The organism is Betaproteobacteria bacterium, assembly GCA_009377585.1.
Classification (GTDB): Bacteria; Pseudomonadota; Gammaproteobacteria; order Burkholderiales; family WYBJ01; genus WYBJ01.
Window position 1 is genome coordinate 1 of record WHTS01000154.1, and the last position, 12,318, is coordinate 12,318.

Genomic DNA, 12,318 nt, shown 5'->3' on the forward strand with positions numbered 1-12,318 from the left:
GTGTTCAGTTGCGTGGCCGTCCTTGCGGACAGAAGCGGCGCCCGAAAGTCGCAAGCGGCCTCGGCGCCGCTTATCGAGCGTTCCCTATTTCATGTCACGCTCGTCCCTCACTTGCAGTGCGCGCATCGGCATGCAGGCCGATGCCGTTCGGCCGGCGCGGACCATGGTCCGCGAATTCCCGGCCTCACCCCCCAACCCCTCTCCCGGGGGGAGAGGGGAGCGTCGCGTCCGTATTGGACTGTCGTCCAATACGGAACGATCAATAATCGAGGCGGCCTCCTGCCGCGCTCGTATGCGTCAACGTCAACGCTATTCGCACATCACTTCCTGTCGCGCCATTGCTGATTCGGGGACCTGCGTTCCCCACGGCCCATCATTCCGCCGCCCGTCACCCATCACTCCTCCATCCATCATTCTGCCGCTTGCGGATACGGAAAGCTTTTGCTCGATCCGTGAATGGACGTTTGCCTTGTCCAGGTGGTGCGCGGGCAATCGCAGCTCGTCGCGTTCACCGGCGCCTGTCTCGTGCATCGCGCGGAGATCATGGAGCTGCATGGTGCCTGGCCCGATGCGATCGAGGAAGCGCAGCAATCTTTTCGGCAAGCTGGACGTTTCGTCTCGCACAGCGGCGACGAGCTACGCTCACCGGCACAAGCTCGTCTAGATCCACGTATCCGCAAAAGTATCCATTCCGTCGCCGGCGCAATTTGGGTGCTTTCGCCGAAGCGCTGACCGTTTCCCCATCGTAGCTTGTTCCCTGATCAATCGTGAAACGTGTGCGAGGAGGGAACGATGACCCCGGCGCCGAAGCAGAAAGCCGTGGAAGAAGCGAGTGGCGCGCGCCCGATCGAGAATGCTCGCGCAAGATTGCTGCCACGATACCGCTCGCCGAGCGGACGCTCGATGTGGCTGGTGTGCAGACCGCTGTCCTTGAGGGTGGGGACGGCCCGCCCGTCGTGCTCCTGCACGGGCCGGGCGAGTACGCGGCCAAGTGGGTCCGTGTACTTCCGGAATTGGCCAAGTCCCACCGGGTCATCGCCCCGGACATGCCGGGACACGGGAACTCGGTGGTGTCCGGTGGCCCGATTGAGGCCGATCGCGTACTGGATTGGCTGGGTGCGCTGATCAAGCATACGTGCGCCACGCCTCCGACCCTCGTCGGGCAGATTCTCGGTGGCGCCATAGCCGCCCGTTTCGCCGGCCGCGACGTTGATCGGTTGAGCCGGCTGGTGCTTGTCGACGCATTGGGCTTGGCGCCCTTCCGGCCGGCGCCGGAGTTCGGGCAGGCTCTGACCGATTTCCATTCCGGTCCCGCCGGCGCTCGTGAAGCGAAAAGCATGGAGGCAGGCTATGACCCTCAACGAACAAGTAGAAACGCGGACCGCTTGGGACCGCATCGCTGCGGGCTATGACAGGACCAACACTCCGACGCAGATGTGGCTCGGCAAACAGAGACACCTGCGAAATTCACGGAATTCATTCGTGATGTGGCGCCGCCTTTCAGTGTCCTCTTGAAGGGTCAAACACCGGACGCGCGAGAGCGCATCTGGGGAAAAGTGACCGAGGCTTACGGGCGGCTCGCGGACGCGACCGGCCGAGTACGAACCACGAATGAGGCCGTTTGGGGTCGCAGGGACAAAGGAGCGCCTTGGCAGTTGATGCCATCCGTCGCTGTATGGACGTCACCAGTCCATCGCTCGCTACTCCTGCACCAAGCTCGCTGATCTTCAGCGACGACCCGCAGGCGTAGTGCCATTCGCCACACAGAGGTTGCGGTGCGCATGACTTCCTCGTGGATTATTTGTGCGTCGAGCACTCCCACTCCCCGCGCCGTGCGTCGGCGGAACCCCGGATTTGCACACATCCTATGGAATGAGTTCGGGCGAGCCGTTGCTGCCGAGCGCCGCTACGAAGAATTGAGACACGATGGAAAGCTTGCTCGCAAGTGCATGTCTCGCGCCGACATCGCACGGCATATTTTCGAAGAGTACTATTCATGGAACGTAAGCGACAGATAGCCGGCTGGCAGTAACCCCAGTCATTGGCCCATCATGAGCAACGCACTGATGCGAACGCCGAATGCCACCCAAACACCGCCTGTCCTACGACACCGAATGTCTGCTGGCGTGACCCGCCGCAGCGGATCGCAGAAAATAGTCGATTCGGCGGAAGTTGGCGCGCCCGGGAGGATTCGAACCCGCGACCCCTGGTTCCTAGGGCTCGCCGTACGCGTAAGTAGTTGATCGCTATATCGTTAAATCCGACAGCACGTCGCCAATCTCGCCGGACTTGTCCGACTCGTCCTAACAAAGTTACGCAAATCTCGCGCAGCTGCCATTGTCCGTCGAGCTCGCCGTTTGAATTTGTTTTGCACCTGCACAAAATCTATTGTCTCCATCGCACTGTTCCAACGATTGACAACCTCCGGTGCGCGGCTCAGGCTTGTCGGCGCAGTACGTGTTTCACCTTTCAATGGGAGATCAGCATGAGCCAGCATCTGAGTCCCGCGACCATCCATTCGGGGCTGAAGCATTCAGTAATCGATGCCGACGGCCACTGGCTGGAGTACACGCCAGTGTTCGCCGAGAAAATGCGCAAAGCGCATGGTAACAAGGCCGCTGACGGCTTTATCGCGGCAATGGAGAGCACCAACGAGACTCTCAAAATGACGCCGCGCGAGCGCGATCTCAAGCGCGTGGCCATGCCGGGTTTCTGGAACCGCCAGGCGGAGAACACGCTCGATCGTGCGACCGCGATGATGCCGAAAATGCTCTATGAGCGGCTGGATGAAATCGGGAGCGATTTTGCGATTGTCTATCCCACTGCGGGCCTGCGCCTGCCGCGCATCAAGGACGACGAGACGCGTCGTGCGGTGATCCGCGCCTACAACATCGTGACGGCGGAGTACTTCCGCGGTCTCGAAGACCGCCTGACGCCGGCGGCGATCATTCCGATGCATACGCCGGAGGAAGCCATAGACGAACTTGAGTTCGTGACTCGGCAACTCGGCCTGAAGGCAGGCATGTTCGGCAGCAACATAGCGCGGCCGGTGGCGCAACCTAAGTCCGGGCCGGGTGTGGAATCCGTATGCTACGACGTGTTCGGCATCGACAGCCCGTACGATTACGATGCGGTATGGAAAAAGTGCGTCGAAGTCAGAATGCCGCCGACCTTCCATAGCGCGGGCAACAGCTTCGGCTTGCGCAATTCACCAAGCAACTTTGTCTACAACCACATCGGCCATTTCGCGGCGGCGGGGCATGCGGCAGCCAAGGGCATTTTCCTCGGCGGCGTGACGCGGCGTTTCCCCGAGCTCAATTTCGCGTTCCTCGAGGGCGGGGTGGGCTGGGGTGTCCAGCTGTTCTGCGACCTGATCGAGCATTGGGAGCGCAAGGGCGCGCCGGCATTGAAGCGCATGGACCCGGACAAGCTGGATCGCAAGCTGCTGCTGAGGCTGGTCGAGGACCATGGCTACACGGACATCGCTGAGGCGCTCAAGGCGCGCGACGGCTGGCCCGATCCCGAAGGCATGCGGCTTACCGGTAATCGCACGGAGCTCGACGATTATGCGGCATGCAAGATCACGCGCAAGGAGGACTGGGTCGACTTGTATGTCAAGCCGTACTATTTCGGCTGTGAAGCCGACGACCGCGTGAATGCCACTGCGTTTGGTCGCGGTAATCCGTTTGGCGCGCAGCTCAATGCAATCTACAGTTCCGATATCGGTCACTTCGACGTGATCGATTATCGCGATCCGCTGCCCGAAGCGTACGAACTGGTGGAAGAGGGGTACATTACTGCCGACAACTTCCGCGACTTCGTGTTCGCCAATGCCGTGCGGCTGTGGGGCAAGCAAAATCCCGATTTCTTCAAGGGAACGGTAGTGGAGAAGGAAGCCGCCGCGGTGCTGGCGGCGCAATTAGCCACACAGGAACTGGCGAAGGTTGCCTGATTCGGCGTCGCGTTCACTTCATCGCGGTGACCTATTGGAACCGCGATGAAGTCGCCCCCTTTCTATCCAATTTTCGGCCGAGGCAGCACCAACCCGCGGTACTGAGGCCGTCGGTAGCTGAAGGGACAAGGCACGGATCAGGGCCAGGCTGGAGGTGCTATTGCGGCTTGATTCCCGCAGCGTCGATGATCGGCCACCATTTCGCGATTTCGGTGCGCTGCAACTCGGCGAGAGCTTGCGGCGTCTGTTTCTCCCGGGGAGCGATTTCCAGCCCCAGCTTGGCGTACAGGTCCCGCACTTTTTGACTGGCGAGCGCGTCCATCGCCGCCCGGTTCAGCTTGTCGATGATCTCGGGCGGGGTGCCCTTCGGAGCGTACAGTCCCGACCAGAGCGAGAACTCCATGCCGCCCGGGAATCCCGCCTCGGCCATGGTCGGCACCTCGGGCAGGATCTTCAGGCGCTGGGCGCTCGTCACGCCCAGCGCCTTGATCACGCCCGAGCGGACGTGCGGCGAGGCTGTAGCGGGATTGAGGAACGCCATCTGGATCTGTGCACCCATGAGGTCCTTCATGATCGGTCCCGCGCCCCGGTAGTGGACCGTCTGGAAGCGCGTCTTCGTATGCTTGCGTACCAATTCGTCGAGCAGGTGCGGCGGACTGCCGATGCCGGCGCTGCCCGACGAGGCCTTGTCGGGGTTGGCGCGGAGCCACTCGACCAGCTCCTTGAAGCTCGATACCGGCACTGACCGGTGCGCCGTCAAGAGCAGCGGCGCATCCGTCATGTAGATGATCGGCGCGAAGTCCTTCACCACGTCGTAGTCGAGCTTCACGAGCTTCGGGACCGAGACGTGGGTGTTCCAGATGCCGAGAAGAATCGTGTACCCGTCCGAGGCTGCGTGCGCCACGCGCCCCGAGCCGATGGAACCACTTGCGCCGCCCAGGTTCTCGACCACGACCGTCTGGCCCAGGGAGGCGCGCATCCCGTCTGCCAAGGGTCTGCCCACGGCGTCGGTCATACCGCCGGGAGGAAAAGGCACGACGAGGTTAACCGGTCGCGCAGGATAGTTCTGCGCCCATGCGCTCGTCGCCGCGACGAACGCCAGGACAGCAATAGCCCTCAGCCTCTTCATCTGCACCTCCTCGGTCCGTGCGCGCGATTCGTCATGAGGAACCAGCCCGCTAGCATAGGAGCGATGCGGAGAATTTCGCAACGACTGCCGGCGTACGTGAAGCGAGCGAGCTTGGGAGATCCTCCTCTGCGTGCTCTGTGGCAAAGTTCTTGAAAGGCCGCGCCGCCTAAAGGTTCACGTTCAGGTGGGCCTTCATGAACTTCTTGATCCAGGCCCAGCCTTCCGGCGTGAAGTCGCTGGCTTCCTTCAGGACTGGCCGGACATCTTCGCCCAGGAACTGGGGGTACTCTCCCACGATGTCGGACGCTGTCTTTTGGAATTGGGGATCGTTCAGCATTGCTTGCACCGCTTTGCTCCATACATCGACGATAGGCTGCGGCGTGCCATGCGGCAGCACGATGCCCTTGCTGCACATGATCGCCATTTGGAAAACGGTCGTGTAAGCGGAAAACGCCGGGCCCGAGGGCTTCTTGCCGTGTACCTTCTCGTACACTTCCACGAAGCTCGGCAGATCCGGAAAATTCGGATCGCGCACGAATTTGCCCTTGCTGTCCCGCAGGCCGAAGGTGAAGAGCGGATAGAACTTGCCCTTCTTGACGAGGGGCGCTACGTTCTTCATGTAGGCGGAGGTCGTATCGTAGCCGATGGTGAGCTCGCCCCGCTCCATCGCGAGACGCGCCGGACCCCGTTCGACCCCCCAGACGTAATTTACGTCGACGCCCAGCAATTCCATGGCGAGGACCATCCGCATCTCGGAGCTGGTCGGCGTCTTGCCGCCGAAGAGCAGTTTGTGCTTCTTGAGATTTGCAATGTCCTTGACGCTCTTCACGTCGCCCAGCTTGGCGGAGACGTACACGACCGTGCCCTGCGGCGAGAGCAGGATGGGCTCCCAGCCGCCCACCTTGTAATGGACTTTCTCCTTCGCCAGTACTGAATTGAACAACGTGGACGACGAGATCGCCATCGCAGTGTATCCGTCGGGTTTCGCCTTCGCCTCGAACTGGTTCGCGCCGGGAACCGAGCCGCCGCCCGGAATATTGCGCACGAGAATTGTCGGCTGGCCGGGCAAATGCTTTTGGAGATACGGCGCCACCACCCGCGCATAGGTATCGGCACCGCCGCCAGGCGAAAAAGGCACGATGAGCTCAACCCGGCCGCCCTCGTAATTGATTGGCGCTGCCGCCGCGACGGACAGGGCGGTGCCGGCAAAGGCGACGGCGAGCGCGGCGCGGGCAGCGCTCTTCAGAGTACGCAGATATTTCATGGTTCCTCCTCGTTTGGTCTTTTTTAGTCCCCGCCGCTGTTGTTGCCGCGGCTGCGCGAACTGTGAATATCGGCTGCTTTCTTGAAAGATATTGCGCCTGCGCCTTCTCGAACGCAATGCCGCGTGCGCGTATCACATCGCCTTTGGCCCGCGCGCCGGACAGAAGGTGCTGAGTGCGCACTGTGGCCAGCCGGGACGAGAAAACTATAGCGACCGTGTGCGCCGATGCGTACGGATTCAGCCTGCATGCCGCAGTGTGTTGGGGCGCATCAGCGCAAGAAACTCGAACGATTGTGCCGGTACATCGTCCGCCCTGCGATCGCCAACGAACGGCTCAAGCGCAATAGCGCTGCGGCGAACAGAATACGCGGCGGATAGGAAACGACGGCACCCATTGCCTGACCGGCACCCGCGGGATGACGCGATCGACCAGGTGGGCGGCCGTCTCCACCATGCGCCGCGACCCACAGCGCATCGCGCTCTTGAGCGACGGGCACCCAGCCTAGCGGTTCAAAGTCTGCTTCCCTAGGCTTTCGAGGCCGACCGAGGGCAAGCATGGCTTCCCTCGGTAGGTCAGACGTCGACTACTTGACGAGCTTGATGAGCTCGAAGTGCGAGGAGCGGCCGGCGGCCGGGCCCGGATACGTCCAACTCGCCACGACCTTCGGGTTGGCGAACACTTCGTTCCTGAACCAAAAGAGCGGGATGTCCACGAACTCGTTCTGGATGTGGTCGCCGATCTTCTGCATCAGCGCGTGGCGCTTCTTGGCGTCCGTAGAGCTCAGCACTTCGCCGTACGTCTTCTCGATGAAGTCGTCCTCGTAGTGGTGGCTGCTGCCCTTGCTGTGGAAGAAGTTGCGCACGCCCTGGTCCGAAGGACGCCAGCCGATGATGTTCGTCCACATGAAGTTCTTGCTCTGCTTGTTGCGATACGTCGAGCGGATCTTCGCCCAGTCGTGCATCTGGACCTCGGCGTCGACGCCGACGTTCCTGAAATAGATGGCAAGCGCGTCGGCGACGGCGGGCCCTTCCGACTCACCCGGCTCGGTGAAGGTCCAGATCTGGAACTTGAGCGGCTTTCCGGGGCAAGTCGCGTGGCTTCCTCGCGGGCGATGCGGAACTCGAGCTCCTCGAATTCCACCTTGTTACCGGACCAGTGCTTGTCGTTGCGCTTGTAGGTGACGTTCAGACCGGTCTTGCGCCCGTTGTAGATGAAGGGACCGGTGCCGGCCGGGTTCTTGTCGATGCCGTCGATCCCCTCCTTGTCCCACTGCGCCTTGCTCGTCATGCGCAGGTCGCCGGAGCGCGAAACGCCGAACATCATCGACGGGGGCATCGCCGGATGCTTGAATCGGAACTTGACGGTGTGACTGTCGACAGGAACTACTTCATCGACCGTAGCCCAGAACGCGCGCAGCGTCGCGGTCGAATCCGGGCGGATCAGCAGCGAGTGGGAATGCTTGATATCCGCCGACGTGAACTCCCCGTAGCCGTTGTGGAACTGCCCCCCCTTGCGCAGCTGGAAGGTCCACTCCTTGAAGTCGGGGCTATGCTCCCACTTCGTCGCCAGCATCGGGATGTATTGCGCCGTCTTCGGATCGATGCCGACCAGCGTCTCCCAGAACGGCTCGAACTGCAGGTGGTCCGGACGCGAAATGGTCCAAAAGCGGTTGCTCTCGTGGAAGCCGGCAGATGCGAAGATGAGCTTCTTGACCGCCGCCTCGGCCCACCCTGGGGTGAGCGCACTGCCAAGGACGACGACGATCGCCGTAAGCACATGTGCGAATAGCGAAAACGATCTAGCCTTCATGGTCCGTCCTCCTATCGGTCGTTGCGTTACATCCTCGGCTGGGGATCGAAATGGTCCCGCAGCCAATCGCCCAACAGGTTGGACGAAGCACCGCCGGCATCATGGCGAGCCCCGGGAACATCGAGGCCCCGCCACGCACCACGGCGCGAACAACGTTCGCTCGACCTGGACGATCCAGCGCAACGCGCCCGGTTTCTACTATCTAGAGAACCACGCGTTTCGTTTCAGGACAGTGCGCACCTCCTCGCCATTGAATACCTGAATGGGTGACAGCCCATTCAGGCTGGACGCTTCCCTCCCCCCTACCGGGAGAGGGATTGGGTGTGAGGAATCACGCGTCGGGCACTTAGGGAAAAGCCCGATAGTAGTCAGGATGACAGGAAGCGAAGTGATCCTTGCGGATAGGATATTCAAACTACCTTTTTCACTAACCGCCACTGTATCCCCCGGCCCTGCGAGCGGTCAATCACAACGTGCGCGCTGCATCAGAAGTCATGCGCCGGTGCTCGTTTGCCGCTATAGTTTCCGACGATTCGACACCCTTACACCAGGAGCAAGGCCATGACCGAACCGGTCCGTGTCCACATGCGCGTGCCCGGAACGGCGCCGCTGCCCGAACTGATGGCACTCTTCCAGCGTATCGAGGCCGCCGGCTTCGACGGCGCCGGCATCCTCGACAGCCAGATGATCGGCCGCGATACGTTCGTCATCCTCGGCCACGCCGCCGCGCATACGAAGCGCATGCAGCTCTTTCCGGCCGTCACCAATCCGCTCACGCGCCACGCTGCGGTGCTCGCAAGTGGCATCCAGACCGTCGAGGAGATCGCGCCCAACCGCATCAAGTGCGTGATCGGCACCGGCTACAGCTCGGCAGCGACGATCGGGCGCAAACCCGCGACGCTCGCCGAGATGCGCGAGTGCATCGGCACCGTGAAGACGTTGCTCGCTGGTGGCAAGGTCAACTGGAATGGGACCCCTGCGGGCTTGAGCTATGCGTCCGGCCGGCGCATTCCGGTGCTGATGGCCGCGTCGGGGCCGAAAGCGATGGAGCTCGCAGGCGAGATCGGCGACGGCGTGCTGCTCCTCGTCGGGTTCAACAAGCCGATCGTCGAGCGGGCGCTCGATCTCGTCGAGCGCGGCGCGAAGAAGTCCGGCCGCCGCCTGGAAGACCTCGAGATCAAGTGGGCGGTGCGCGTCGGCACGGCCTCGACGATGGCCGCTGCGCGCCGAGTCGCGCGTCCGGTTGCCGTGCACTGGGCGCTGCGTTACGGCAAAGGCGACTGGCTGGAAAAAATCGGCATCCGCTGGCCGAAGGTGAAGACGCCGGAGGCGGTGGACAAGGTCTATCCCGATCTCTCGCATGCGGAAAACTGGGAAGAGGCGATCGAGGTGACGTCCTTCGTGCCGGACGAAACCGTCGCGCAGATCTGCGACGCGCTGGGACTTGCCGGCACGCCCGAGTACTGCGCGGAGCGCATCATCGAGATGACGAAGCTCGGCGTGCGCAACATCTACCTCATGCCGTTCCAGACTTTCGCTGCGCCTGAAGACGAGGTCGCTTCCTTCCGCGACGTGATCTTTCCGCGGCTGAAGTCCGCCGGTTTGCGGTGATCAGGGCTCGTGCGGAGAACGCCGCGTCCGACGCCATAGACCACGCCGGGGCGGATGCCGAGACTGTGAATACCCCAGTCCGCCGCGTATACCTTCTCGATCTGCTCGTCGCAATACTTGTAGGCGCCATAGAGCGTCGGCATAGCGCCGCCGTCTTCGAGTGCACCGTAAGCCGCAACGGAGCTCGCATAGGCGATGCGGGTGATCCCCAGGGCACGCGCTGCCTCGAAGACATTGACCGTCCCAACCACGTTTGCACGCGCGCCAGCCGCGGGGTCGGCCTTGCAGACGGAACCTGTAATGCGGCAAGGTGAATGATCGCGCACGCATCCGAGGTCTCGGCAGCCTCGCGGACCGCGGCCGTGTCCGCGATGTCGCCGGTCATCCAGCGAACCTGAGCGAGGTCGTCGTCGTGCAGGAGCAGCCGGGGGCGACGCTTGTCCTCGGTGAGATCGAACGCCGCGACCGCGACCCCGGATCGCACCAGAGTCGCGACGACCCAGCTTCCGATGCAGCCGCCCGCGCCGGTGACGAGCACGGTGCCGGGGAATCGACCTGGTTCAACGCGAAATCGATCGAACATCGTAGTCCACTTTCCCAATTGAGAGCCTCAAGCGGCGGCGCGATAGAATAGTTGAGTAGCTGTTGCCACTTTGCTATACAACGCTGGACAAGGCATTACCGAACCGTTGCAAAAGCGTTTGCGGGGGACTCATGACCCCGGGGTGCCAAGCTAGTTCGTCCCGATACGTACTACGCTCCTTCGAATGTCCGGGTGACCATGGCTCGCTTACCCCTGATATCGCTTCCTCTGGGTCGAGCACGTCTGGAATGGCAAGGATCCGGCCGGAGGCCTGTGCAGTGGTCTAAATATAGGCTACGTAGACGGTATTTGCAGCTTCTCGATTCTGAAGCGGATTGGGAAACCTGACGACATGCGCTTCGTACTGCGGAAAGACCGACGCGAGCGCGTTGCAAAACTCTTCGTCGGGCGGATCGTTCGACCACAGCGCGAATACCCCGCCGCCGTGTAGCTGTGCAGCAAGATGCTTGAGTCCTGCGGGCTGATAAAGTGCGCTGTGACTCGGATGCAGCACGTGCCGAGGAGAATGATCGATATCTACCAAGATTGCGTGGAACCGCCTCGAGGGAGAATTCGGATCAATGCCGTGCGACTTGAATGCTTCGAAGAAGTCCCTGTTGATGAATTCGCAGCGCGGATCGGCCACGAGCTCGTTTCCCAAGGGAACCAAGCCGCGACGATGCCAATCGATTACAACCTCGAGTGCCTCCACCACGAGCAAGGACCGGACCTCCGGGTAACGCAGTACAGCGTGAGCTGTGTACCCGAGTCCTAGACCACCGACCACCACATCGAGCGGAGCGTTTCGCTTCGAAAGTGCAAGATCTGCCAGAGCCACTTCACCAGCAGTAAAAAGGCTCGACATCAAGAATTCATCGCCAAGCTTCACTTCGTATACCTCTACCCCGAGGGATAACTGTGCGCGGCGTCGCAGGATCAGATCCCCGAGGGGCGTACGTCGGTAGTCAAGCTCTTCGAAGTCGACGCTCACATTGTCCTTCTTATTTTAGGTCTTATTGGCGCTAGGATTTGGCCCGAACGGAACCCGCCCAATTTCGCTATTCACGAGGTGCTTGCGAGCACCGTATAGGGCGTATATCCCGAGCGCCACCTTGGGGCGCTAAATCCGGTGCGAGCAACCACGATCCGCTCCATATCACCGACCACAAAGGAGGCAATATGCGCATACACAATATCTACACCGACGAGAACGGCGAAACGCATTTCAGGGACATCGAGGTGGATTGGGCGGAGGAACGGCGAGGAAGCAGGCTCTCGGCGCGGCTTCCTGCCAATGGCATTATCTTTCGTGAAACCAAACCCGAGAATACGGTCGATTGGCACACCGCGCCGCGCCGTCAGTACATCGTGAATCTGCAGTCGAGCGTCAAGATCACGGCGAGCGATGGCGAAAGCCGAATCATCGGACCCGGGGAGGTGCTGCTCGCCGAGGACACGACCGGAAAAGGGCATCTTTCTGAGGGTCTGGACGGGCTGCGGTTGAGTCTTTTTATTCCCATCGAGTAGAGTCGTCTCGGCTCAAGCAGACGACGGCTGCCTCATCCCGATCCGCACGCACCTCCACTTTGGCACCTCGATGGCGTTTGAGAAAGGGGGCGTCCATTCCATTACTACGCGCTGCGATCGTGAAGCGTGGCGATCGATCCATGGCGCCTCCTCCCCTTCGACTACGCCAGGATATCAAAAGCCGAGTCGATGGCCCGCTTCATCCTGCGATCCGCCCGACGGCAGCAATCGTCGATGCGCCATATCGCAGGGCAGCAATCGCCGCGGCACTCGCCATGCTTTAGACTCGCTGCTTGCGCCACGCACGTATGAGGCTCGGTGCGATCAGAGGGAGGTGCGAATGAAAACCTCGTTGTTCTATCTGCCCTCGGTCGGCAGCCGCGCCGACATCGAGGCGGGGATGGCCGGAATGCGCGGCGATCTCTACGGGAATATGCTGAAA

General features: G+C 61.5%; 10 protein-coding genes. 5 read left to right on the plus strand and 5 right to left on the minus strand.

Translation table 11 applies throughout. The features are described from left to right. Nucleotides 1-866: 866 nt before the first annotated feature. Nucleotides 867-1,412, plus strand: a complete 546-nt coding sequence (locus tag GEV05_27970) for an alpha/beta fold hydrolase (GenBank protein MPZ47131.1) — start codon at nt 867-869, stop codon at nt 1,410-1,412. Nucleotides 1,413-2,368: 956 nt separating this feature from the next. Continuing rightward, nucleotides 2,369-3,952 (plus strand): amidohydrolase family protein, encoded by a 1,584-nt coding sequence (locus tag GEV05_27975; GenBank protein ID MPZ47132.1) that lies wholly within the window; start codon nt 2,369-2,371, stop codon nt 3,950-3,952. Between the two features lie 157 nt (nt 3,953-4,109). Here GEV05_27975 and GEV05_27980 read toward each other — a convergent pair whose 3' ends face one another. Together GEV05_27980 and GEV05_27985 are read right to left on the minus strand one after the other, a co-directional pair. Further along, nucleotides 4,110-5,081 (minus strand): tripartite tricarboxylate transporter substrate binding protein BugD, encoded by a 972-nt coding sequence (locus GEV05_27980; protein ID MPZ47133.1) that lies wholly within the window; start codon nt 5,079-5,081, stop codon nt 4,110-4,112. Nucleotides 5,082-5,247: 166 nt separating this feature from the next. Further along, a complete protein-coding gene (locus GEV05_27985) occupies nt 5,248-6,345 on the minus strand; it encodes a tricarboxylate transporter (protein ID MPZ47134.1) in 1,098 nt (365 codons plus the stop codon). A gap of 225 nt (nt 6,346-6,570) precedes the next feature. On the opposite strand from GEV05_27985, the gene GEV05_27990 reads away from it, so the two are divergent. Then, nucleotides 6,571-6,723 (plus strand): hypothetical protein, encoded by a 153-nt coding sequence (locus GEV05_27990; GenBank protein ID MPZ47135.1) that lies wholly within the window; start codon nt 6,571-6,573, stop codon nt 6,721-6,723. 403 nt (nt 6,724-7,126) lie between these two features. Here the strand turns inward: GEV05_27990 and GEV05_27995 are convergent, their stop codons facing one another. Next, nucleotides 7,127-8,155: a hypothetical protein gene (locus tag GEV05_27995; GenBank protein MPZ47136.1), complete on the minus strand. Its 1,029-nt coding sequence runs from the start codon at nt 8,153-8,155 to the stop codon at nt 7,127-7,129. 561 nt (nt 8,156-8,716) lie between these two features. On the opposite strand from GEV05_27995, the gene GEV05_28000 reads away from it, so the two are divergent. After that, on the plus strand, nt 8,717-9,766 hold the full coding sequence (locus tag GEV05_28000) for an LLM class flavin-dependent oxidoreductase (GenBank protein ID MPZ47137.1): 1,050 nt from the start codon (nt 8,717-8,719) through the stop codon (nt 9,764-9,766). Here GEV05_28000 and GEV05_28005 read toward each other — a convergent pair. Together GEV05_28005 and GEV05_28010 are read right to left on the minus strand one after the other, a co-directional pair. After that, entirely contained in the window at nt 9,672-10,349 is a 678-nt protein-coding gene (locus tag GEV05_28005) for an NAD-dependent epimerase/dehydratase family protein (protein MPZ47138.1), read from the minus strand. The genes GEV05_28000 and GEV05_28005 overlap by 95 nt on opposite strands. Before the next feature lie 283 nt (nt 10,350-10,632). Next, nucleotides 10,633-11,340 (minus strand): spermidine synthase, encoded by a 708-nt coding sequence (locus tag GEV05_28010; GenBank protein ID MPZ47139.1) that lies wholly within the window; start codon nt 11,338-11,340, stop codon nt 10,633-10,635. A 188-nt stretch (nt 11,341-11,528) separates the two neighbouring features. Between GEV05_28010 and GEV05_28015 the strand changes: the two genes are divergently transcribed. Next, on the plus strand, nt 11,529-11,876 hold the full coding sequence (locus GEV05_28015) for a hypothetical protein (GenBank protein MPZ47140.1): 348 nt from the start codon (nt 11,529-11,531) through the stop codon (nt 11,874-11,876). Nucleotides 11,877-12,318: the final 442 nt, after the last annotated feature.